General features: G+C 45.9%; 26 protein-coding genes. 1 reads left to right on the top strand and 25 read right to left on the bottom strand.

Going from position 1 to position 21,747, the window contains the following annotated elements; translation table 11 throughout:
• Together dapB and BW931_RS03910 are read right to left on the bottom strand one after the other, a co-directional pair.
• Positions 1 to 795 carry a 4-hydroxy-tetrahydrodipicolinate reductase gene (gene dapB / locus BW931_RS03915; RefSeq protein ID WP_093106264.1) on the bottom strand — a complete coding sequence of 265 codons (795 nt, stop codon included), beginning with the start codon at positions 793 to 795 and terminating at the stop codon, positions 1 to 3.
• Entirely contained in the window at positions 795 to 1,103 is a 309-nt protein-coding gene (locus BW931_RS03910) for a nucleotide pyrophosphohydrolase (protein WP_076570211.1), read from the bottom strand. Before BW931_RS03910 ends, dapB begins: the two co-directional genes overlap by 1 nt.
• 163 nt (positions 1,104 to 1,266) lie before the next feature.
• Here BW931_RS03910 and BW931_RS03905 point away from each other — a divergent pair, with 163 nt between their 5' ends.
• Positions 1,267 to 2,142 carry a YitT family protein gene (locus tag BW931_RS03905; RefSeq protein ID WP_008587531.1) on the top strand — a complete coding sequence of 292 codons (876 nt, stop codon included), beginning with the start codon at positions 1,267 to 1,269 and terminating at the stop codon, positions 2,140 to 2,142.
• A 60-nt stretch (positions 2,143 to 2,202) separates the two neighbouring features.
• Here BW931_RS03905 and BW931_RS03900 read toward each other — a convergent pair whose 3' ends face one another.
• The 23 genes from BW931_RS03900 to der form a co-directional block, all read right to left on the bottom strand.
• The gene (locus BW931_RS03900) at positions 2,203 to 2,877 is read right to left on the bottom strand and encodes a zinc metallopeptidase (RefSeq protein ID WP_008587529.1); all 675 of its coding nucleotides are present in this window, start codon (positions 2,875 to 2,877) and stop codon (positions 2,203 to 2,205) included.
• A 178-nt stretch (positions 2,878 to 3,055) separates the two neighbouring features.
• A complete protein-coding gene (gene lhaT / locus BW931_RS03895; RefSeq protein WP_040609088.1) occupies positions 3,056 to 3,706 on the bottom strand; it encodes a lipoprotein heptaprenylglyceryl N-acetyltransferase LhaT in 651 nt (216 codons plus the stop codon).
• 87 nt (positions 3,707 to 3,793) lie between these two features.
• Entirely contained in the window at positions 3,794 to 4,597 is an 804-nt protein-coding gene (locus tag BW931_RS03890; protein WP_076570096.1) for a menaquinol-cytochrome c reductase cytochrome b/c subunit, read from the bottom strand.
• Between the two features lie 29 nt (positions 4,598 to 4,626).
• Positions 4,627 to 5,301, bottom strand: coding sequence for a menaquinol-cytochrome c reductase cytochrome b subunit (gene qcrB / locus BW931_RS03885; protein WP_008587523.1), 675 nt, complete (start codon positions 5,299 to 5,301; stop codon positions 4,627 to 4,629).
• 14 nt (positions 5,302 to 5,315) lie between these two features.
• Positions 5,316 to 5,813 (bottom strand): QcrA and Rieske domain-containing protein, encoded by a 498-nt coding sequence (locus BW931_RS03880; RefSeq protein ID WP_008587521.1) that lies wholly within the window; start codon positions 5,811 to 5,813, stop codon positions 5,316 to 5,318.
• Positions 5,814 to 5,934: 121 nt separating this feature from the next.
• The gene (locus BW931_RS03875; protein ID WP_143023818.1) at positions 5,935 to 6,399 is read right to left on the bottom strand and encodes a DUF2487 family protein; all 465 of its coding nucleotides are present in this window, start codon (positions 6,397 to 6,399) and stop codon (positions 5,935 to 5,937) included.
• A 158-nt stretch (positions 6,400 to 6,557) separates the two neighbouring features.
• Positions 6,558 to 7,808 (bottom strand): tetratricopeptide repeat protein, encoded by a 1,251-nt coding sequence (locus tag BW931_RS03870; protein ID WP_008587515.1) that lies wholly within the window; start codon positions 7,806 to 7,808, stop codon positions 6,558 to 6,560.
• Between the two features lie 145 nt (positions 7,809 to 7,953).
• Positions 7,954 to 9,240 carry a 3-phosphoshikimate 1-carboxyvinyltransferase gene (gene aroA / locus BW931_RS03865; RefSeq protein WP_076570093.1) on the bottom strand — a complete coding sequence of 429 codons (1,287 nt, stop codon included), beginning with the start codon at positions 9,238 to 9,240 and terminating at the stop codon, positions 7,954 to 7,956.
• A gap of 28 nt (positions 9,241 to 9,268) precedes the next feature.
• Positions 9,269 to 10,363, bottom strand: a complete 1,095-nt coding sequence (locus BW931_RS03860) for a prephenate dehydrogenase (protein WP_076570091.1) — start codon at positions 10,361 to 10,363, stop codon at positions 9,269 to 9,271.
• Positions 10,360 to 11,460 carry a histidinol-phosphate transaminase gene (gene hisC / locus BW931_RS03855; protein WP_008587508.1) on the bottom strand — a complete coding sequence of 367 codons (1,101 nt, stop codon included), beginning with the start codon at positions 11,458 to 11,460 and terminating at the stop codon, positions 10,360 to 10,362. The genes BW931_RS03860 and hisC overlap by 4 nt, the downstream gene beginning before the upstream one ends.
• Positions 11,457 to 11,834: a chorismate mutase gene (gene aroH, locus BW931_RS03850; protein ID WP_008587506.1), complete on the bottom strand. Its 378-nt coding sequence runs from the start codon at positions 11,832 to 11,834 to the stop codon at positions 11,457 to 11,459. Before aroH ends, hisC begins: the two co-directional genes overlap by 4 nt.
• Entirely contained in the window at positions 11,831 to 12,898 is a 1,068-nt protein-coding gene (gene aroB, locus BW931_RS03845; RefSeq protein WP_076570089.1) for a 3-dehydroquinate synthase, read from the bottom strand. Before aroB ends, aroH begins: the two co-directional genes overlap by 4 nt.
• 1 nt (position 12,899) lies before the next feature.
• Positions 12,900 to 14,066, bottom strand: a complete 1,167-nt coding sequence (gene aroC, locus BW931_RS03840; RefSeq protein WP_008587501.1) for a chorismate synthase — start codon at positions 14,064 to 14,066, stop codon at positions 12,900 to 12,902.
• A gap of 245 nt (positions 14,067 to 14,311) precedes the next feature.
• On the bottom strand, positions 14,312 to 14,758 hold the full coding sequence (ndk, locus tag BW931_RS03835; RefSeq protein WP_008587499.1) for a nucleoside-diphosphate kinase: 447 nt from the start codon (positions 14,756 to 14,758) through the stop codon (positions 14,312 to 14,314).
• Between the two features lie 79 nt (positions 14,759 to 14,837).
• Positions 14,838 to 15,812 (bottom strand): heptaprenyl diphosphate synthase component II, encoded by a 975-nt coding sequence (gene hepT, locus BW931_RS03830; RefSeq protein WP_076570087.1) that lies wholly within the window; start codon positions 15,810 to 15,812, stop codon positions 14,838 to 14,840.
• Positions 15,813 to 15,836: 24 nt separating this feature from the next.
• Positions 15,837 to 16,541 (bottom strand): demethylmenaquinone methyltransferase, encoded by a 705-nt coding sequence (locus tag BW931_RS03825; RefSeq protein ID WP_008587494.1) that lies wholly within the window; start codon positions 16,539 to 16,541, stop codon positions 15,837 to 15,839.
• Between the two features lie 14 nt (positions 16,542 to 16,555).
• Entirely contained in the window at positions 16,556 to 17,338 is a 783-nt protein-coding gene (locus tag BW931_RS03820) for a heptaprenyl diphosphate synthase component 1 (protein WP_008587492.1), read from the bottom strand.
• 24 nt (positions 17,339 to 17,362) lie between these two features.
• Positions 17,363 to 17,593, bottom strand: coding sequence for a trp RNA-binding attenuation protein MtrB (gene mtrB / locus BW931_RS03815; protein WP_008587489.1), 231 nt, complete (start codon positions 17,591 to 17,593; stop codon positions 17,363 to 17,365).
• Positions 17,594 to 17,713: 120 nt separating this feature from the next.
• Positions 17,714 to 17,986: an HU family DNA-binding protein gene (locus BW931_RS03810; protein ID WP_008587486.1), complete on the bottom strand. Its 273-nt coding sequence runs from the start codon at positions 17,984 to 17,986 to the stop codon at positions 17,714 to 17,716.
• Between the two features lie 311 nt (positions 17,987 to 18,297).
• Positions 18,298 to 19,020, bottom strand: a complete 723-nt coding sequence (locus BW931_RS03805; RefSeq protein WP_008587484.1) for a hypothetical protein — start codon at positions 19,018 to 19,020, stop codon at positions 18,298 to 18,300.
• Positions 19,021 to 19,033: 13 nt separating this feature from the next.
• On the bottom strand, positions 19,034 to 19,231 hold the full coding sequence (locus BW931_RS03800) for a DUF2768 domain-containing protein (protein WP_008587482.1): 198 nt from the start codon (positions 19,229 to 19,231) through the stop codon (positions 19,034 to 19,036).
• A 143-nt stretch (positions 19,232 to 19,374) separates the two neighbouring features.
• Positions 19,375 to 20,415, bottom strand: coding sequence for an NAD(P)H-dependent glycerol-3-phosphate dehydrogenase (locus tag BW931_RS03795; protein ID WP_076570085.1), 1,041 nt, complete (start codon positions 20,413 to 20,415; stop codon positions 19,375 to 19,377).
• 21 nt (positions 20,416 to 20,436) lie between these two features.
• A complete protein-coding gene (gene der, locus BW931_RS03790) occupies positions 20,437 to 21,747 on the bottom strand; it encodes a ribosome biogenesis GTPase Der (protein ID WP_076570083.1) in 1,311 nt (436 codons plus the stop codon).

The following is a 21,747-nucleotide window of genomic DNA, read 5'->3' as shown; positions in this document are numbered from 1 at the left end:
TCATTCCAGCAGATGCTCGAGGCCGTAAACGAGTGTGTCCAGTTCCATCACTTTTTCACACGAAAGTTTCACGCCGGACATAAAGGATGCGCGATTCATGGAGTCGTGCTGGATGGTAAGCGTCTGCCCGTCTCCACCGAACACTACTTCCTGATGGGCTACGAGACCCGGAAGTCTCATACTGTGAATTTTCATTCCGTCTACATCTGCGCCGCGGGCCCCTTCAATCGTCTCTTTTTCTTCCGGGTGCCCCTGGCTTTTCCTTTCTCTCTCTTCTTTTATCAGCTGGGCCGTTTTGACAGCCGTACCCGAGGGAGCATCGAGTTTCTGATCATGATGCTTTTCAATGATTTCCACATCCGGGAAATGTTTTGCTGCCCATTTAGCAAACTGCATCATAAGTACAGCACCGGTAGCAAAGTTGGGAGCGATGACGGCGCCCAGTTTTTTCTCTTCACTCAGTTTTGTGACTTCCTGAAGCTGCTCCTCTGTGAATCCGGTCGTACCGACTACAGGACGCACTCCATGCTCAAGGGATGCTTTCGTATGCTTATATCCGAATTCGGGAGTCGTCAAATCTATGAGCACGTCTGCATCCGTTTCCTTCAGGCATTGTTCGGCATCTTCATAAATTTTCGCTTCAAACGGGGGAAGTCCCTCAATATCTTTGACACGGGACTGGTCGTTTTTTCGATCGATGCATCCGACAAGCTGTAAATTATCTTCACCTTCGATCATATCAAGGGCGGCACTTCCCATCTTTCCTCTTGGTCCGGCTACTATTACATTTATCATCAGTCTTCCTCCTTCTTTGTCCATCTGTCTTTATCTCTCGTTTCGATTTTGCTCATAGACATATCAAAAGCTTCCGATATATCTATACCCAGGGAATTAGCAAAGCTTGTAAGAACAAACATCACGTCCCCCAGTTCTTCTTCCAGAGCCTTTTCCGCTTCCGAATCTTTCTTCGGTTTCTCTCCGTATACGTGGTTGATTTCCCTGGCAAGCTCCCCTACCTCTTCGGAGAGTCTTGCAAGCATGCTCAACGGGGAAAAATACCCCTCTTTGTATTGCGATATATAGCGGTCCACCCGTTCCTGCATTTCTTCAGTCGATATACTCAAAGCTCAGAACTCCTTTCGAAACATCTTCTTAAATGGTAGCTAAAACTCCTCTGTTTGACAAATCTTTCCCACTGTTATTGTAAGTCCTATACTCTTTCCTTATAATTAAACAGGAAAAGAAAAATATTACAGAGGTGATTTCTTGAAAAAAATTGGATTAAAATGGAAAAATATTATATTCATCATACTCGGATCTGCCATCTTCTCTTTCGGACTTGTACATTTCAACATCCAGAACGAGCTGGGCGAGGGTGGCTTCACCGGGATTACACTGCTCTTATTATACCTCTTCGATCTTGACCCCGGGGTTATGAACATCGTCCTTAACATTCCCATTCTGCTTATAGGATGGACCTCTCTCGGAAAGCAGACTTTCTATTACACCCTTCTCGGCATAGTCTCCGTTTCCGTGTTCATTTGGGTGGCACAGTCCTACATGATTGTAATCGATCTCTCCGCTGATCTTACACTGGCCTCGCTATTCGCCGGAGTGTTCATCGGAGTTGGTCTCGGCATCATTTTCCGCTACGGAGGAACGACAGGAGGCGTTGATATCATCGCCCGGCTCATCAATAAACATCTCGGTTGGAGTATGGGCAGAGCTATGTTCTTATTCGACACCGTCGTTATTTTCACTTCTATCGTTACGTACCTGAACCCGGTTCGCGGGATGTACACATTAGTAGCCGTGTTCATAAGCGCCCGGGTGATCGACTTTATTCAGGAAGGGGCTTATGCTGCAAGGGGCGTGACGATCATTTCCAACCACAGTGAACAGATTGCCAGTAAAATACTCGTTGAAATGGACCGCGGTGTTACTACCCTTGAAGGAAGGGGTACGTTCACCGGTGAAAAAAGGGATGTGTTGTACTGTATTATAGGCCGATTGGAAATTGTACGGATGAAACAGATTATAGAAACCATCGATCCTCATGCTTTCGTCGCCGTCAGCCACGTCCACGATGTAATCGGAGAAGGCTTCACACTCGATGAAAATAAGAATCCTATCGATCCATAATATAAAAAGAAAAGTAGCGGGCCTTAAAGCCTCCGCTACTTTTTTTAGTGCTTCTTTCCTTTAATCTTGATTCATACCGATAAACATGAATATGAACCGGAGAAGTTCCGCCAGAGCGACAAGAGCGCCCGCCACGTAAGTCATCGCAGCTGCATTGAGAACTTTTTTCGTACTTCTTTCTTCATCATTCTTAATGACCCCCGTGGAGATCATCTGGGTCATCGCCCGGTTGGACGCATCGAACTCCACCGGAAGCGTTACGAGCTGGAACAGCACGGCTGCTGCGAAAAAGATGATCCCGAACAGGAACAGCTGCTGCATGCCGAGCAGCAGTCCACCCATAATAAGGAATATGGATATGTTTGAACCGAACCCGGCTACCGGTACCAGAGCACTCCGGAACTTCAGGAACGCATACTCCTGATCATCCTGGATGGCATGTCCCACTTCGTGCGCAGCGACGGCCGCCCCTGCCTGGGAAGCATAGTGATAGTTATGGGAAGACAGACGGACCACTTTCTTCCGCGGATCATAGTGGTCTGTAAGCGTACCTTTGACTTCTTCCACACCGACGTCGTATAAACCGTTATCATCCAGAATTTTTCGTGCTACCTGAGCCCCGGACATCCCTGAGGATGTAGCGACTTTAGAGTATTTTTTATACGTACTCTTCACTTTTGACTGCGCCCATAAAGGCAGAATCAAAATTATTGCAATGTAAATAAGAAATTCCATCTTTTTTCTTTTCCCCCTGTCCTAGTAACTAAAGGTCTTCACAAATTTCCGGAGGTTGAATAGCGGAAGATATAACCGTTCCTCTTGCTCTTCCGTCTATAACTTTCCACTTATAATTTTACCTTTATTCTTCAAACGTGTCCATAACTTTGCATCAGTCAAAAAATCCCGCTGTATGTCACTTTACATCTCTTAGCGGCGATGCAGGAGTATTCTCCCTGAGCTTCCTGCCAGTTCCGGATTTGACCACCAACCAGGCCACTCCTATGCATCCTATACTGAGCCAGAATGTGCCGTAACCTATTTCGTCCATATACTGATTGATAGAAGGGTATACCGGCATCTGTCCGAACACGTAATCGATCACGTCATTGTGAAGCGTCCATACAGCTGCAATAGAGAGGTGAATGTAACTGAATTGGTATCTGCCGAGATAAAGCAGTGCCTGCAGGGCCATGGCACCGTGTGAAACGATCAACATATAACTCGTCCAGGGAAGCGTCCCCTCGACTGTCAGTGACAGCAGATTCATAGCTACTGCCCATACCCCGTATTTCACGAGTGTCACCAGAGCAAGAGCTTCAATTAATTTAAAGTGTTTGCCGAAAATCCAGCCCGCAACAGCTATAGTGAAAAACAGACTGGCCGTCGGACTATCGGGGACAAAAATAAGAAAAACCGGAGCGGTATCGACTAATTGAGGTATGTACCAAATATATCCATACAACGTTCCGAAAAGGTTCACAAGCAGCAACACGGTCAAAAACGCTCTTGAATGCATTATGTATCTTATCACCCTGTTCAGCCTCCCATTCAAAGAAACTATCATCATTTCGGAATTTTCTGCGACATTCCTTAAAAAAACAAGTCGTGCTTAATAAGCACGACTTGTAAAGATGTCTCTGTTCCAATGGAGTTACTCGCCAGAGCCGCCTCCACTGTTAGCTTTCGCAGTTTCTTTAATGAATTCGGCCAGTTGCTGACGTTCTTCATCAGAGCCGCTGAACATATCAGCAGGCATACTGCCTATACCATTAACAGCGATGTCTTTGATTTCCTCTACAGATTTCTCTGTTTCCAAGAGCGAAGGGTTATTGCCCGAACCCTGAAGCTGTTCGCCGTGACACTGCATACAGTTGGCTTCATATGCGGCATAACCTGCAGCTTCGGTGTCGATTTCCACCTCCGACTCCTGAGCTTCTACGTCCACGGCATATTTCTCGCCGCGTGCCTGGTAGTCAACTCCTGAGACCGACTCGTATGTAAGCCAGATGGTCGTAGCTACTCCGATCAGCATCAACCCAACAGCAATCGGACGCTTATTGACATTACGTCCCGGCGCACGATCGAGAAACGGTGCGAGAAGTAGAGCTGTAAAAGCCAGACCGGGTATGACGATAGCACCGATTACGATGTACTCACCGCCTGCGAACTGATATTTAAGCAACTGGTAAATAAAGAGAAAATACCAGTCGGGCAACGGGATGTACCCTGCGTTCGTCGGGTCGGCCTGCTGCTCGAGAGGTGAAGGGTGGGCAGCCACCAAAATAAGAAACCCTATAAGAAACACGGAGCCCGTCAACCACTCTCTAAGCAGGAAGTTAGGCCAGAAGGCTTCCGTCCGTCCGGGATATTCCGAATAATCCTTCGGGACGTTCCTCTCCTTGTTCGCCTTGATACGGGAATCTCCCACAAATTTCATTCCTTTTCCTCTATGCATGTCTTTCCCTCCTTTGTTTCGCTAAAGATTTATAGCGGTCCTGAAATACCTTGTCTTCTTATCAGAATAAAGTGTGCTCCAAGAAGTCCGAATAGTACAGCTGGAAGGAAGAACACATGAATCGCAAAGAATCTTGTAAGTGTCTGAGCTCCTACGATAGACTGATCACCTGCGAGTAACGTTCTCAGCATATCACCTATGACAGGTGTAGCTGCTGCAATTTCAAGACCTACCTGAGTAGCAAAATAAGCTTTGTTATCCCATGGAAGAAGGTATCCGGTAAAGCCCAGACCCAGGATTACGAAGAACAACAGAACTCCGACAATCCAGTTGAGTTCACGCGGTTTCTTGTAAGCTCCCTGGAAGAAAACCCTGAGTGTATGTAAAAATAACATGACCGTCACAACACTGGCTCCCCAGTGGTGCATCCCCCGGACGATTTGTCCATGAGCAACTTCCATTTGCAGATAGTAAACTGAATTCCAAGCATTTTCAATGTCAGGTACATAATACATCGTCAAAAACATACCTGATAAAATCTGAATTACGGTAACGAAAAACGTAAGACCACCGAAACAATAAACAAACGCCGAGAAGTGGTACGCCGGATTCACGTGTTCAGGTACTTCGTGATCCGCGATATCTCGCCATATCGGGTTGACGTCTACACGCTCATCGACCCAATCATATAATTTTTGCAGCATGAACTACGCCCCCTTTATCTAGCAATTTCTTCACCTAAGTACAACATGCCTTCTTCGACCTTCGTTTCAAAAACCGGTAGCGGTGCGGTCGGAGGCGTGCCCGGAACGTTAACTCCATCTTTCGTATAGCGTCCGCCGTGACATGGACAAAAGAACTGTTTTGGATATTCCTCATTCGAGGCCCAGTCCACCGTACAGCCCAGGTGTGTACAGATAGGTGATAGTGCGATGATTTCGTCATCTTCTTTGCGATACACCCATGCTGTTTTCTGGATAGTGGATTCATACCAGGCATCCACCTGCTCCACTTCCCACTCAAAACGCTGTGGTTCGTTCGTCACTTCTTTAACGTCGGCAACAGAATGGAAATCGCCTGCCGCAGCGGGCTTGAAAACAGGATCAATGGCAAATCTGACCATGGGAGCCATCATTCCTGCGGCCATAAAACCGCCGAGCCCTGTTAGTGTGTAGTTAAGAAATTGACGACGGGATACTTTTTTTGGTTCACTCATTCTTTTCCCCCCTCTATACTGACCCGATGTTTCATGGATATTAAAAATACTTTACTAAGACACTACCATGATAGCGTAAAAAGCCTGTTCGGTCAATAAATTATCAACTGTCGCGTAGGAATTATGTCTGCCAGCTTTCTTTAATAATCTCCACGATTTCTTTCGCCTGTTCTTTAACGAACGACTGGGTCTCCGTGGACTGTAAATCTCCGTTCCGCAGGCCGGGGAACCAGAGCAGTTCACCACGAAGGTCACTTTCCGATTTTCTCCAGTTTCTGTCAAAACTGAACAAGAATACGTAAGAGAAAGGTTTTTCGGTGAAGGAGTCTATCCAGTTGTTCACTCGTTCCACCTCGGCTTCCGCGTTCCCGGCTATATAATAATAATCCGGAGCCAGCACAATCCTTCCCCTGAACTGCTCTTCAATGATTCTTGAGAAGAGATTCGTCAGTTCCGCCTGAAAACCGGAACCGGTCATCTTTTCGTCAATAGAGGTATGAATTGGTATCAATGGAATAAAAAGGGTGTCGATATATTCTTTTTCTTTTACGAATTGTTCAAGATCTTTTTTTGCCCATTTCATCATTACACCCCCCTCCGAATAACATTGCCCACGTCCTGGCCGGACAGAAGTAAAAACAGGGGCGTGGATTAAGTCCCCTGTTTTTTAAACACTGTATTTATCAGTATACTTTCTGATTCACAGTTTGAAAAGTAATTCTATTTTTTTCCGGGTTCCCGGAATTAAGCTTCCAGCCTTTCGATGAATTCTTCAATTTCGGTGTTTGAAGGCTCAAGAACCAGAAACTCTTTAAATACAGACACAGCTTCTTCTTTCTGTCCGTTTTCAACAAGAAAATAGCCGTAGTCCTCAAGGAATTCCACATCTTCTTTAAAAGATAAATAAGCATTGGCATAATAACCGGAAGACTTCTCGAAGTTTTCCTCTTCCCTGCTTGCCTGGGCGAGTTCCCAGTCGTAGAGCGGGTCCACTTCTCCCGTCTTTTGAATATCTTCAAGAAGGAGTATGACGCTTTCATAATCTTCTTCTTCTTTATACCGTTCAAGAAGGAACAGCACCGCCTCTTTATAACCGGGATCTATGGCAACCGCTTCTCTCATCGCCCGATAAGCAGCTTCTTTATCTCCCTGTTTGTAGGACAGAAAACCGGTCATGTAGTATAGATCTTTATTATACTCATCTTTCGTAAGACCTTCCCGTGCTTTCTCCAGTGCTTCGGCAGCCATCCCTTCCTCTTCATAGACTCTGGCCAGAAGCGGATAAACGGATTGATAATATGGATCTTTTTTAAGAAGATCTTCCCATACCTGAATGGTTATGTCGCTTCTCCCTGCCTTGTTGGCTATGAATCCGTACCGGAACTGCACATCCGGGTTTTCCTCTTCCACTTCCTGAAAGTACTCGAGGGCTACTTCGAACCCGCCTGTAGCTGCATAGGCTTCTCCGAGCCGGGTTGCTACTTCGATATCTCCGATGACCCGGGAGTGTTCCATCGCATTTTCATAATAGGGGATACTTTTGTTATATTCACCGTTCGAAAAAGCAAGTTCCCCTAAAGCGAAGTCGATCACCGGTTCGTTCGGATCATAATGTTTCGCTGTCAGAAGTTTACTTTCCGCCACCTCAAACAGGCCCTGAGACTGATACAGATCAGCGACCTGCATGAGAGCCTGGAGATACATTTCGTCCTCGGGTTCTATTTTATTCAAAAGGTCGACCGCTTCCATGTCTTCCTCAAGGTCGATGTGGATCTCCGCCAGCATAACGATGATTTCCTGTTCCTTCGGATACTGCTGAAGAAATTCTTTCAAAATCATCTTCGCCTCTTCAAGCATCCCCCACTGTATATAGAGTTCAGCTATTGTGAATTTCTCTTCTTCATCAGCTTCCGGCAAATAATTCTGCAGTGTTTCTAGCGCATCCTGCGTTTTATTTTCCTCCATCTGATGGACTGCTTTCTGAATCTCTTCCATTAATTACACCCTTTCTGCACCGCGGGTTTCATTCTCCCTTAACAGAGCAATGATATACGAATGTCGCTTTGTATTCAAGTAAGGAAATTCCTGACCCATTAAAATATCTTCACCCGGGACCTTTCGTCCGGTGAAGATATTTTTCCTAACGATTATATAGCAAGTGCTCGAGGTCCGAAAAGAAGTCAGGATAGGAAATGTTTATGGCTTCCGGGCGGTGAATAGTGGTCTCCCCTTCGGCTAGAAGTGAAGCTACGGCTTCCATCATACCTATGCGATGGTCCCCTTTTGAAGATACTTCCGCACCCCGGAGAGCAGTTCCGCCTTTAATGATCATTCCATCTTCTGTAGGCGTAATATCCGCCCCCATTAAAGAAAGGTTGTCGCACACAGCCTGTATGCGGTCTGTCTCCTTCACTTTCAGTTCCCCGGCGTCTTTGATGACCGTCGTTCCCGCAGCTTGAGTTGCGGCCAGGGCAAGAACAGGGACTTCATCGATAAGATTGGCGATCAGTTCTCCTTCCACCGTAATACCCTCGAGTTCACTGCTTTTCACAGTAACATCTGCTACAGGTTCCTCCCCGATCCGGTCGGTGATTTCCACATTTATATCCGCGCCCATCTTTTTAAGAGCCTGAATAATGCCGTTACGCGTTTCATTGACACCCACTCTTCGAATAGTTACATCACTTCCGGGAACGACAGCAGCAGCAACTATAAAAAAGGCGGCTGAAGAAATATCTCCCGGGACATCTACATCCGAAGCTTTCATTTTCTGGCCGCCCCGGACGGATATAGCGCCGGAATCATTGGTAACTTCCACTCCGAATTCAGGAAGCATCGTTTCCGTATGGTTCCTCGTCTTCGCAGCTTCGATCACTGTTGTTACCCCTTCGGCAAAAAGTCCGGCAAGAAGAATGGCAGATTTAACCTGGGCACTCTTGACAGGCATTTCATAAGTTATTCCGCTCAGGCCGGTTCCGCTGAAAGCAAGAGGAAGTTTCTTTCCTTGTTCTCTCCCCTCGATGACGGCACCCATCTGACGGAGCGGCTGCACGACCCGGTCCATAGGGCGCACGCTGAGAGATTCGTCCCCGTACGCTGTCGTAAATAACGGAAGCCCGGCCAACACTCCGCTCATCAGTCTGGCAGTCGTTCCGGAGTTTCCAAAATATAGCGGGGCTTCCGGCTCCTTCAGTCCATCCGCTCCCTTGCCATGTACAGTCAGATCCCGTCCGTCCCGGTCGATCTGCAACCCCATTGCCCTGAACACCTCTACCGTCCTTAAACAATCTTCCGCGTCCAGGAAGCCGCTGATTCTGGAAGTCCCCTCCGCCAGAGATGCGAATATAACAGCACGATGTGAGATCGATTTGTCTCCGGGTACTGCAATCTCTCCCGATAAACCCGCTGATGCCGGATTTCTTTTCATATACATCTTCCCCCTTCATACTGCATATTTACTGTTCGATCACTACCTCATAATTCTTCCTTCTCAGAAGGAGAGCGCTCTCCTCCTGTTCTTTTCCGGTCGGAAAGCTGATGCGGAGTACTCCCGTTATGCCTTCACGTATTTCGAGTATTTCTATGTTCTTAATACTTATACCCGCTTCGGCAAGAACTTCGATCACTTTATGGATGGTTCCCGGCTGATCATAGATATCCACGAAGATGTCATAGAAACCGGGGATGGCTCCCTTCTCTTTGACAGGCAGACCATCCCTGAATGTTTTAGCTTCCGTCAAATAACGTAACGTCTCCTCCTGTGAGTCGTACTGCAAGTATTCTTTCAATCTGGTCATTTCCTGGATCCAGTCTTCAAGCATTGGCACGAGCTGCTGTTTATTTTGAAAAAAAATATCCTGCCACAGTGGAGGATTACTCGAAGCAATTCTTGTAATATCACGAAAGCCTCCGGCAGCAAGGTTTTTCAATTCCGGGTGTGTATGCTGCCATTTTTTTGCCTGCTGGACGAGGGAGGAGGCGATCAGGTGCGGAAAATGTGAAATTACGGCGGTCATCTCATCATGTTCCTGAGGCGAGAGAGTTACGAAGCGGGCTTTCGTCGCCTCCAGCAGCTCCCGCAGCTCTTTTGTTTTCTCATCCCGGTCGTTGACCGGAGAGAGGACGTAAATAGCATTTTCGAATAAATGAGGTTTGGCTGCTGTAAATCCGTTTTTGTGTGATCCGGACATCGGATGACCACCGATAAATGTTATCCGGTCGTTTGTGAGAAGAGAAGCTTCCTTCATCACTTCATTCTTCACTGAAGAGACATCGGTAACCAGCAGATCTTTGGTAAGAGTCACGTTGTTCAACTTCCGGATCACCTGAACGGTAGTAGTGATAGGCAGCGCGAGAAACAGAGCATCTGCCCGGGACAGCGCTTCATAGAGGTCCTCCGCCTTCTCATCAATGACGCCCTGGCGATAAGCCAGTTCAAGGCTCTGGACATCTTCATCATGCCCTAATATGAAGTGGCCTTCCTTTTTAATATTCATGGCCAGAGAGCCACCGATCAGACCGAGACCGGCGACTACTACAGTTTTATTCATATCTCTTCCTCCTGCTTCACCTTCTCTTCAATGTACCCCTGGATTTTTTTCATATCCTCTTTACTTCCAATGGTGAGACGAATGGATTCCGGGATACCGAGAGCTTCTCCGGAACGTACGATGAACCCTTTCGTCAGCAGGTATTCAAACATTTCATCTCCACTGATCGGTAAATGCAGCAGTACAAAGTTAGCTTCCGAGTCATCGTAGCGAAGATCGATAGAGTCACAGAAATCCATAAACGCTTTCTTGTTTTCCCTGGTCCGCGTCACCGTATCTTCTAAAAACTCCTGATCTTCAAGCGCCAGCACAGCCGCTTTCTGGGCTACGACCGAAGTATTGAACGGCTCACGTGCCGGTTCCATCGCGGAAATCGTTTCCGGATCGCCTACGCCGTACCCTATCCGCAGGCCGGCCAGCCCGTAAGCTTTGGAAAACGTCCGCAATACCATTACATTCTTGTGATTATTAACGAGTTCCAGTGAGGATGCCCGTTTTTCTTTATCTGCGTATTCATAATAAGCTTCATCTATAACGATCAATACGTGGGAGGGGGTACGATCTATAATCTCTTTCAGTTTTTCCTCCCCGAGCAGTACCCCTGTCGGGTTGTTGGGGGAACACAGCCAGAGAATCCTTGTGTGATCATCCACTTTATTCAGCATAGTTTCGGTGTCATGATGTCCATCTTCCGTAAGAACCACTTCGCGCACCTCCGCTCCTTCAAGAAGAGCGTTGTGTTTGTATTGAGGGAACGTAGGTACGGCCATCACCGTGTTCGTCAACGGTTCCAGGAAAGCACGACATAGAATCTGAACGATCTCATCCGACCCGTTCCCGAAAATAAGCTGGTCTTCCCCGATTTGATAAAAATCCGAGACCGCTCCCCTGATTTCTCTGGCATGACCATCCGGATAGTACTCTAAACTTTCGAGCATCCGCGGGAGTTCTTCCTTCACCTTTCCTGAGAACCCGAACGGATTCTCATTGGAAGCCAGTTTCACTATCTTTTCAAGTCCGTATTCCCTCTTCACTTCATCAATCTGTTTCCCCGGTTTATACGGAGTCATTTCATTTAATATCGGTTTCGTCTTCATTTGGCACCGCCTTCCTCTTTTAAATCAGGACGAAGCTTAATCGCTTCGTGATGATAAATATGGTTAATTTCTTTCTGTTCCGCAGTCGTATTGACCGTTACCATCACCCTTATACACCTGCTTAAACCTTCAGGTACATCGATTTCACGCATGCACATGACCGGCACGTATTTCCAGCCGTCCAGGTTCCGTAACGATTTTGCAGGAAAGGCAGCGTTCAGATCGGCCGTGGCGCTGAAAAGTACCTGGGTTACGTCCTCTGCCGAAATTCTGTTTTCCTCTACGATCTCTTTCATTAATTCATACGACCTGCTCACGATTTCAGTAGCGTCGTCTGTTTCAACTGTGGTCGCTCCACGGATTCCACGAATCATTCGATCACCTCATTTTTGAACTGCTTCAACGCATGGAGAAGCTCATCTTCTTCTACATGCGAAACGTAAGGACTGCCGACTGCCTGTAAAAGCACATAGTTGATTTTCCCTCTCTCGGCTTTTTTATCGCGCTTCATATGTTCCAGGAGTTTCCTTTCATCCAGTTCGCCGACTACTTCCAGTGGGTAACCGTTATTATCAGCCCAGACGAGAAGACGATTGCGTTCTTCTTCCATACCGCTGAGGGAAAGAGCAAATATAATTCCGATAACCACCGCTTCCCCGTGTGTAACGGATCCATAATCCAATTCTGTCTCGATGGCGTGAGCCAGTGTATGGCCGAGATTCAGGTACTTTCTAACACCGGCCTCTTTTTCATCCTGCTCGACGATGGAGGCTTTCAGCCGGACTCCACGAATAAGATCTCGGGCTGCCTTATGATTTTCAAGTTCTTTCAGTTCCCTCTCCATAATTTCATCGAACCAGCTTTTATCACTGAGCAGTGCATGCTTCACTACTTCGCCATATCCCGAGCGTTTCTCTTTCAAAGGTAAAGAATCAATCATTTCCGTATCGAAAAGAACTTTATCCGGATGATGGAAAGCACCGATCAGATTTTTTCCCGCTTTATGGTTGATTGCCACTTTCCCGCCGACGCTGCTGTCGTGGGCGAGAATACTCGTAGGCATTTGTATATAGGAGATACCACGAAGGTAAGTGGCAGCAACGAACCCGGCCAGATCTCCGGTCATTCCTCCGCCAAGGGCTATGATCAGCGATTTTCTATCCAGATTGCACGAGATACAATAGTCAAGAAGACGATCGTACCATTCCATGCTTTTCGTACCTTCCCCCGGCGGGATAACTTTACAAAAAATATTTCCTCTTGTCTTCAGGACATTTGTTATATCATCCATATATAGATCCGCCACATGCCTGTCCGCAATGATAAGAATGCTGCTGTAGCTGTCAGCAATATATTCATTCAGTTCGCGTCGCAGACCGTCTGCTATCATCACGTCATACGCTGTAGTCCCGGGGATATTCACCTGTAACCGTTCCATGTCAGAAATTCCTCACTTCCTCACGATAGTTATCCAGAGCCTCTTTCAGACGCGGGAAATAATCGGAAGGGAATTCTTCCGTAATCGCTTTTGCCACCTCGAAAGCCACTACGTGCTCCATCACTACAGATGCAGCCGGTACCGCACAGGAATCAGAACGTTCGATACTTGCAGAGAAAGGTTCTTTCGACTCGATGTCCACACTTTGAAGCGGTTTGTAGAGCGTAGGGATCGGCTTCATCACCCCTTTAACGACAATCGGCATTCCGGTAGTCATACCGCCTTCGAATCCTCCGAGTCTGTTCGTCTTTCTGAAATAGCCCCGGTCCTCTTCCCAGTCTATTTCATCGTGAACCTCACTTCCGTTTTTCCGTGCAGCTTCAAAACCGATTCCGAATTCGACACCTTTGAAAGCGTTGATGCTCATTACACTGAAGCCTATTTTCGCGTCCAGCTTCTTATCGTACTGGACGTAAGAGCCAAGACCGGCAGGTACACCTTCCACGTAAACTTCAGCTACACCGCCGATCGAATCACCTTCTTTTTTCGCATCGTCGATCGCCTTTTTCATTTCTTCGGTTGCACCGTCATCGAGGGTGTTGACAGGGGATTCCTCAGCTTTCTTCATTCTCTCATCGATCGGCATAGTCTCATCAAAAGGACTGACGATCCCTGCAATCTCCCTCACGTAGCCGGCTACCTTGATTCCGAGTTCTTCAAGGAGTACTTTAGCAACGGCACCTGCAGCAACTCTGGCAGCGGTTTCTCTGGCTGAAGACCTTTCCAGTACGTTTCTGAGGTCTCTGTGGCCATACTTCATCCCGCCGTTAAGATCGGCATGTCCCGGCCTGGGTCTCGTTACTGTGCGTCTAATCTTTTCACCTTCAGGAAAAGGGTCTTCTCCCATAATATCCGTCCAATGTTTGAAATCGTCGTTATGTATGACCAGAGAAATCGGTGAACCAAGCGTGTACCCATGACGGACACCGGAAGTGATATCAGCTGTATCTTTTTCGATCTGCATTCGTTTTCCGCGTCCGTGACCTCCCTGCCTTCTTCTCAAAGAACCATTGATCTGTTCCTGAGTAATGGGAAGATGGGAAGGAATCCCTTCAATAATTGTTGTCAGTTGTTTTCCATGAGATTCTCCAGCAGTCAAATAGCGCATATTCACCCCGACCTTTCTTGAATTTTACGTACTACTATACCACATACTTTCCGGGTTGTGTGATTTAAAATTCTAAATTGTAATACTATTAAAGATTATCCTTCGATTGAATAATAGTAACGGTGATCCCCGGCTGCGGAAATAGTACCTTCTCCACTTATAATAGATAAATATTTTTCTACTGTAAAGCGTAGAAGCACAAAAGTAAAACTAAACCGCTTTCAGTATGAAAGCGGTTTAGGTCTTCAGTAAATCCATTTGTCTTCGTCTTTTTCGTAGTCGACGAATGGCTTTCCGCCTGCGAATAGAGCGATCTCCCTTTCCGCACTTTCCTGGCTGTCGGACCCGTGAATCACGTTTTTTCCAACTGTCAGGCCGAAATCGCCTCTGATAGTGCCGGGCTCCGAGTCTTTCGGGTTTGTCGCACCCATCATTTTACGACCGATCGCAATCGCATTTTCACCTTCCCAAACCATGGCAAAAGAAGGATTGGATGTAATGAAACCTACGAGATCTTTAAAAAACGGCTTATCTTTATGTTCTGCGTAATGCTCTGATGCAAGTTGTTCCGTAACCTGCGTCATTTCCGCATATACGAGCTTGAGACCTTTCTTTTCAAATCGGGAAACGATTTCTCCCACAAGGTTACGCTGTACTCCGTCGGGTTTAACCATAATGAACGTTCTTTCCATTGTGAACCACCTCACTGTAAAATATGTAAGCGCTTATACGCCTTTTACATTGTAACAAGTTTGATCCACATAAGCAATTTCAGGAATTCCTTTTACCGATATATTTGGCGATGGCTTTTAATGCCTGCTTGGGTCTCCCTGTTGGCAGCTGCTGAAGGGACTGGAACGCTTCCTTCAGATAACGTTCACTGAGCTCTAACGACCTGTCGATGTAATCCCCTTCTTTCACTTTTCTGATGAACGGTTCCGCTTCCTCTTTTGTAAGAGTTGAAGTATGAGAGAAAGCTTTCCTCAGGTCTTCCCTGAATTCTTCATCTTCCTGTATGGCGTAAAGGACAGGGAGCGTTATATTCCCCTGCATCAGATCACTCCCCGCCGGTTTTCCCAGTTCTTCCTCGGATGAAGTGAAATCGAGAATGTCATCTATAATCTGATAACTCATACCCACATTATATCCGTACTTATACAGAGCTCTCTCTTTTTTCAGGGAAGCTTCTCCTGCTATGGCTCCAAGACGACAGCTTTCCGCAATTAAAATAGCGGTTTTCCTCTTGATTCTGCGCAAGTAAGTACGGAGGTTCTGATCCACTTCCCCTTTATCTTTAATCTGCTCAATTTCCCCTACACAAAGTTCCATCATCGTTTTTGACAGAACCTGATGAGCTCTCATATTGTCTATGCTGCCCATGGCTTCGAGCGCAAGCGCAAACATATAATCACCCGTGTACATGGCCACGTGGTTGTCGTACTGTTCTTTTACAGTAAGGTCACCGCGTCGCAGCTTGGCATCGTCGATCACATCATCGTGGACGAGAGAGCCGGTATGAATAAGTTCAAGGGCCTTGGCACAATTTTTCATTTTATCAAAATCGTACTTCCCGAATTTCCCTGCGAGCAGTACAAAAACAGGACGGATACGTTTCCCTCCTGCTTCAAGAAGCTGATTGGAAGCTTTTTGCAGCACTTTTTCCTCGGTAGAAACCGAATGCAGCACTTCCATTTCGACTGCGTCAAGGTCTTTATTTAAAAATGAATAAAGTTTAGTTAATTTCATATACTTTCATCCTTGGTGTATAAATTACTTTCTTCCCATGTGCATGGCCGCTACACCTGCTGAATAGGATTTCATCTCAACGTCGGAAAAGCCGGCATCTTCGAAAAGACGCTTAAGCTCGATTTTTCCGGGAAAACTTTTGGCAGATTCGTTCAGCCACTGATATTCTTTGAAACTCTCCGCAAACCACTTTCCGAGAAGCGGCATCACTTTCTCAAAATAAGTATAATACACATTCTTGAAAACCGGATTTTCCGGCTGGCTCGTCTCCAGACAGACGACCGTCCCGCCGGGCTTCAGCACCCGGTACATTTCGGACAGTGCCTGAAAATAATCAGGAACATTACGGAGGCCGAATCCTACGGTAACATAATCAAACGTATTATCTTCAAAAGGAAGAGCCATCGCATTTCCGTGCTGATATTCTATATTAATAAAGTGCGGCTGCTCGATTTTCTTTTTCACTGCTTCGGCTAACATATTGTAGCTGAAGTCCACGCCGATGACATGACCGCTGTTTCCTACCGCGTTACCCATCGCCATCGTCCAGTCCCCGGTACCGCAGCAGACGTCCAGTGCATGTGAGCCTTTTGCAACGTCCATCCGTTTCATTACATCCCTTCTCCACAGCTTGTGCTGCTGAAAAGATATAATTGAATTCATTTTATCGTAACGGGTGGATATGTTTTCAAATACGCGGTGTACCCGTTCTTCTTTTCTTTCCTCCATTAGAATCTCATCCCTCAGTTAAATTCTTGTGCTAAATCTTCGTCGAGTTTCCTGTACAATTTTTCCGGAACACTGCTTCCAGGACCCAGATTTTTAAATGAAGCGTAGGCTTCTTTCTTATACTTCTCTATGTTGTCAGCAATTTCATACGCATAGTTCTTCGACTGTTCAGGTTTAGAAAAAGCCTGGTTCTTTTCGAAACCCCAATTGTTGAGACCTTTAACGTACATACTTTCCACTACAGCGCCACAGTCGCCGGGAGGCATGAAATGACACCATACATTGTAGGCAAGCAGAGTTTCCACGTTTTTATATGTCTGAACATACGAAGTCAGAGAATCGTGCTTTCCGTAGTATAAACGGACTTTCTGCTCGTTTACTTCCCTTATCGTTTTGGCGAGAACCTGAATGAAATCAAGGTCATTTATAAGTGAGAGCAGATGATAATATAAACCGCTGTAAAAATCACCGGCAAGTACGGTTAATTGCCTTTTGCGTACTTCATCCACTTCTTTGTTACTGTTATCCACCGTAACGAAATCGTGAGTATCCAGAGCCATCTGTACGAACATCACAGATAACAGATAGTTATCGTGCATATCTTTCCGCTCAGGTAAATGATCAAACAAGTGTATGTAAGTTTTCATTTTTCTTTCATCTATAGCAGGTTCACCAATGTGCTTACTAAGGTAAGGATGATAAGCGTAGGATGAAATTTGCTCTTTATAGTAGGTGATGCGACTGTTCAAGTCATTCATTTCCATCAGAAATCCCTTTCTTTCTGTACATGCAGCCATCAGTACCATTCCCCGCAGGGTAAGTTATAAACTCATTTCGCTTTCATTTGTTATTTCTCCGTGGCTCGTCTGAATCACGGCTTTTCCGCGCACCTTAACTGCTGACGTATGGTCGGTGAACTGGGCGATCATGACTTCTCCTTTATCCAGCTTCTCTGAATGATGGAATCTCGTATCACTGCCTCTCGTGAGTCCGATCACGTTGACCCCGTCTTCCAATGCCTTTATTACAAAAAACTCATTTGAATCTTTCATCATCTGTCCTCCTCACCTTTCTTTATTTAACTATCGCTTATATAAACTACCATGTCAAAAAAAATATTTTTAATAGAAAAAGGGTGCTCTTATGGCACCCTTCTTCACGCCCTATGTAGCTTATTTTACAGCATCTTTAAGGGCTTTACCTGGTTTGAATGCAGGAACTTTACTTGCTGGAATTTCAATTTCCTCTCCAGTTTGCGGGTTACGTCCTTTACGGGCGGAACGTTCGCGTACTTCAAAGTTCCCGAATCCAATCAGTTGAACCTTTTCACCATCTTTAAGTGAATCCATGATAGATTCGAATACAGAGTCTACTGCTTTTGTAGCGTCTTTCTTAGAAAGATCCGCCTGCTCAGAAACTGCATTGATTAGATCTGTTTTGTTCATGATATTCACCTCCTCTCAAAGAAGGTTAACTCCTTCATCAGTCCCCGCAAATACGGGGTGACATGCTCAATACTAAACGACTTCTTTCCGTTTTTCAATAGCTAAACGTACGATAAACGTTGATATTACAGGGTTTTTTTAATAATAAGGCGTATTTGCACGTGTTAATTTACATATTTTTACTTTTAAATACAATTTATTGAAATTACTATGCTTGTATTTCGCTGATTCAAACTTAAGCATCCGGTTCATCAGTCATCAAAAAAGCCTGCGGACAGGCTGAGTCAGCTTTCCGCAAGCTTTTCTTCTGTTCAGGGGGCCTGCTGCATAAACACCGGCTCCCCGTTCTCGATTGTGTAAGGAGGGCTGTAAACCGGAGCTACAGCTGAATGCTGCGTTAACAGGTATCTTATATCCTCACCTGTGTCATAGGAATGGTCATATTCCTTAAGAAAGCTGTTCAAATCCTTCCGGTAATCGATTAATACATCACCGCTCCCGTTCACATACAGCGGCAACAGTTCACCGGAGTATGGACTTTTTACAGTCGGAGGTCCATCCAGATTCAACTTTTCGTGATCCAGGCTGTAGACACCCGGCGCAATCCTTTCTTTGTAGGGGGTGAACTGGTTTTTTTCTTCATAAAAATGAAGTTTCGTTTCTATTTCCCGAATCTTTTCGGTTATTCTGAGATCTACGACTTTCACTTTAGCTTCGGTCTCCGGTTTAATAATGATGTACTGATAATAGCCGCCGTTCTCAAAAGCTGTTCCGGGTATCTCCATCAGTAAACCGGCCTCTTTCAGACGGGTGAAGTCTATCTGGTATTTCTGAAAGACAGGAGTTTCCTCCGGTTTCGTTTTAATCGGCAGGCGTCCACTCTGCTGCTGCTTGAACTTATCGACAGCATTCTGTACCTGGGCCAGCTGGGCATCGTTCGGAAGACTGTTAGCTGCTTTCTCGGATTGAGGGAACATACAACCACTTAACAATACCAATACCAGAAGCATGATCGGGTATTTAACTGTGTTCATCTGTTTCTCTCCTTTACGGGGTAGGCCCGCTCAGTACTATGTACATAATGATAATTCCTCCTACAATCATACACAAATAAGCTATAACAGCTGTTATTACGGAGAAAACGCCTTTCAACTTATGTCTGCTCAGTAAAATCAGCCCTACAGCCAAAAACATCAGTATTATACCTGCAAAAGAAATCCACATTTTTATCAATGATAGTGACATATTGTCCAACTCCTACCTGGCTTTTCAGAAAAATCTTAGCATAAGCTTCTAAAAGGGTCAAAGTAAAAAACCGGTCCGCCTGGCAATGCGGGAATCCGGTTTTTCTATTCAGGGTGACCGTTATTTAAATGAAAGAACGTCTCTTACTTCTTCATCTTCTGATCAAGCACATCTACAAGATCTTCCATTTCATGACGTCTGACCCTGGTCATGAGCTGTTCCACTACTTCCCTCGGGTTGGCATCCTTGAAAAGAATATAGTAGATTCCCGAAGTGATGGGCATATTGATATTCTGCTCTTCAGCCATCTGGAAGGCAGCTTCGGTGGTCCGCACGCCTTCAACTACCATACCCATGTCAGCCAGAACGGTTTGAAGATTCTCTCCCTTACCGAGCTTGAAACCGGCTCTCCAGTTTCTGCTGTGAGAACTCGTACAGGTGACAATCAAATCACCGATTCCCGCAAGTCCGGAGAAGGTAAGAGGATTGGCTCCCATGGAAGTCCCGAGTCTCGCCACTTCGGCAAGTCCTCTTGTTATAAGAGCCGCCTTCGCATTATCCCCATACTCGAGACCATCGGAAATACCGGCACCAAGCGCAATAATGTTTTTCAAAGAACCACCGAGTTCCACTCCGACCAAATCGGGAGAGGTATATACGCGAAATTGGCTGTTGATAAAAAGACTTTGCACTTCTTCCGCGATTTCAAGGTTTTCAGAAGAGACAGTAACGGTTGTCGGCTGCCTTAACGCTACCTCCTCCGCATGCGAAGGGCCGGATAACACGATCACAGCCCGGCGTTTCTCTTCCGGGATTTCTTCTGTAATGACTTCCGAGACACGCTTGTATGTTTTCGGTTCGATTCCTTTGGAAGCGTGAATAACGGTTGCTGGTGAGTCAAGAGCCGTTATGAGAGAACGACAAACCTCTCTCACTGCTTTAGTCGGTACAGCCAGAAGTATATAATCAGAACCTTCCACGCTTTCTGTAAGATCATCGAATATCTGAATGTTATCAGGCAGGGAAGCATTTTCCAGATATCTCTTATTCTCTCTCGTCTTCCTCATTTCTTCCGCATGCTCGACTCTGTGGGCCCACAAACGGACCTGATGATCATTGTCAGCTAAAACGAGGGCAAGAGCTGTCCCCCAGCTCCCGGCACCAAGCACTGAAATGTTGGCCATTTATATCCCTCCCGTAAGTTTTTAAGTTCTCTTTCTAGCAATGATGTGTATCGGTGTCCCTACAAATCCGAATGCTTCTCTAATTCTGTTTTCCAGAAAACGTTCATACGTAAAATGCATCAGGTTCGGGTCATTTACGAAGACTACGAATGTCGGAGGTTTCACTGCTACCTGGGTGGAATAGAAAATCTTCAGCGTCTGTCCCTTGATCGATGGAGAAGGGTTCATTGCAAGCGCGTCCACAATAACTTCATTCAGCAGATTGGTCGACACTCTCTTGGCGTGATTCTCACTGGCCTGCACGACGGCAGGTAACAGCGTATGAATTCTCTTTTTAGTTTTTGCGGATAAGAAAACTACCGGAGCATAATCAAGGTATCTGAAAGCCGAACGGACCTCATCTTCGAATTCCTTGATCGAGGTCTCGTCCTTATCTATAGTATCCCACTTATTCACGACAATCACTACTGATTTACCTGCCTCATGCGCGTACCCGGCTATTTTTTTGTCCTGCTCCTGAATACCCGTATCCGCGTCAATCAGAGCCAGAACTACATCCGATCTTTCAATTGCTTTAAGGGCTCGCATAACACTGTATTTTTCCGTGGATTCGTACACTTTTCCGCGTTTCCTCATGCCAGCGGTATCGATGATAACGAAATCCTGGTCATCTCTCGTAAAAGATGTATCTACTGCATCTCTCGTAGTTCCGGCGATGTCGCTCACTATGACCCTTTCCTGACCGAGAAGGCTGTTAATCAGAGAAGATTTGCCCACGTTAGGACGTCCGATTACACTGAAACGTATAGTTTCGTCATCTTCCACCTCTTCCGGCAAGTCGGGGAAGTGAGTAATTGTTTCGTCCAGAAGATCCCCGAGGCCAAGACCATGGGAACCTGAAATCGGATAAGGATCACCGAAACCGAGAGAATAAAATTCGTATATGGTTTGCCTCATCTCAGGGTTATCCACTTTATTCACGGCAAGTACCACGGGTTTATTCGACTTGAACAGAAGCTTACTCACTTCTTCATCCGCTGCAGTAATCCCGTCCCGGCCGTTGACCATGAATATGATTACGTCCGATTCTTCTATCGCGATTTCGGCCTGTGCTCTCATCTGAACCAGAAGTGGTTCGTCCCCGAGTTCTATACCACCCGTATCTATGACGTGAAAAGTATGGTTCAGCCACTCTGCGTCAGCGTATATTCTGTCTCTTGTAACTCCGGGGGTATCTTCTACAATAGAGATCCGTTCCCCGACCAGTCTGTTAAATATGGTAGATTTTCCTACGTTTGGTCTTCCTACTATAGCTACTGTTGATTTCCTCAT

Source organism: Salimicrobium salexigens, from assembly GCF_900156705.1.
Taxonomy (GTDB): Bacteria; Bacillota; Bacilli; order Bacillales; family Halobacillaceae; genus Salimicrobium; species Salimicrobium album.
Note: the sequence above shows the minus strand (reverse complement) of the source record. Positions and strands in the feature narration are given on the sequence as shown.

Coding starts and splice junctions, on each gene's coding strand:
- dapB (WP_093106264.1), bottom strand. CDS start 795: ATGATAAATGTAATAGTAGCCGGACCAAGAGGAAAGATGGGAAGTGCC.
- BW931_RS03910 (WP_076570211.1), bottom strand. CDS start 1,103: ATGCAGGAACGGGTGGACCGCTATATATCGCAATACAAAGAGGGGTAT.
- BW931_RS03900 (WP_008587529.1), bottom strand. CDS start 2,877: ATGGAATTTCTTATTTACATTGCAATAATTTTGATTCTGCCTTTATGG.
- lhaT (WP_040609088.1), bottom strand. CDS start 3,706: ATGATAGTTTCTTTGAATGGGAGGCTGAACAGGGTGATAAGATACATA.
- BW931_RS03890 (WP_076570096.1), bottom strand. CDS start 4,597: ATGCATAGAGGAAAAGGAATGAAATTTGTGGGAGATTCCCGTATCAAG.
- qcrB (WP_008587523.1), bottom strand. CDS start 5,301: ATGCTGCAAAAATTATATGATTGGGTCGATGAGCGTGTAGACGTCAAC.
- BW931_RS03880 (WP_008587521.1), bottom strand. CDS start 5,813: ATGAGTGAACCAAAAAAAGTATCCCGTCGTCAATTTCTTAACTACACA.
- BW931_RS03875 (WP_143023818.1), bottom strand. CDS start 6,399: ATGATGAAATGGGCAAAAAAAGATCTTGAACAATTCGTAAAAGAAAAA.
- BW931_RS03870 (WP_008587515.1), bottom strand. CDS start 7,808: ATGGAAGAGATTCAGAAAGCAGTCCATCAGATGGAGGAAAATAAAACG.
- aroA (WP_076570093.1), bottom strand. CDS start 9,240: ATGAAAAGAAATCCGGCATCAGCGGGTTTATCGGGAGAGATTGCAGTA.
- BW931_RS03860 (WP_076570091.1), bottom strand. CDS start 10,363: ATGAATAAAACTGTAGTAGTCGCCGGTCTCGGTCTGATCGGTGGCTCT.
- hisC (WP_008587508.1), bottom strand. CDS start 11,460: ATGAAGACGAAACCGATATTAAATGAAATGACTCCGTATAAACCGGGG.
- aroH (WP_008587506.1), bottom strand. CDS start 11,834: ATGATTCGTGGAATCCGTGGAGCGACCACAGTTGAAACAGACGACGCT.
- aroB (WP_076570089.1), bottom strand. CDS start 12,898: ATGGAACGGTTACAGGTGAATATCCCCGGGACTACAGCGTATGACGTG.
- aroC (WP_008587501.1), bottom strand. CDS start 14,066: ATGCGCTATTTGACTGCTGGAGAATCTCATGGAAAACAACTGACAACA.
- ndk (WP_008587499.1), bottom strand. CDS start 14,758: ATGGAAAGAACGTTCATTATGGTTAAACCCGACGGAGTACAGCGTAAC.
- hepT (WP_076570087.1), bottom strand. CDS start 15,812: ATGAAATTAACTAAACTTTATTCATTTTTAAATAAAGACCTTGACGCA.
- BW931_RS03825 (WP_008587494.1), bottom strand. CDS start 16,541: ATGGAGGAAAGAAAAGAAGAACGGGTACACCGCGTATTTGAAAACATA.
- BW931_RS03820 (WP_008587492.1), bottom strand. CDS start 17,338: ATGGCTGCATGTACAGAAAGAAAGGGATTTCTGATGGAAATGAATGAC.
- mtrB (WP_008587489.1), bottom strand. CDS start 17,593: ATGAAAGATTCAAATGAGTTTTTTGTAATAAAGGCATTGGAAGACGGG.
- BW931_RS03810 (WP_008587486.1), bottom strand. CDS start 17,986: ATGAACAAAACAGATCTAATCAATGCAGTTTCTGAGCAGGCGGATCTT.
- BW931_RS03805 (WP_008587484.1), bottom strand. CDS start 19,020: ATGAACACAGTTAAATACCCGATCATGCTTCTGGTATTGGTATTGTTA.
- BW931_RS03800 (WP_008587482.1), bottom strand. CDS start 19,231: ATGTCACTATCATTGATAAAAATGTGGATTTCTTTTGCAGGTATAATA.
- BW931_RS03795 (WP_076570085.1), bottom strand. CDS start 20,415: ATGGCCAACATTTCAGTGCTTGGTGCCGGGAGCTGGGGGACAGCTCTT.
- der (WP_076570083.1), bottom strand. CDS start 21,747: ATGAGGAAATCAACAGTAGCTATAGTAGGAAGACCAAACGTAGGAAAA.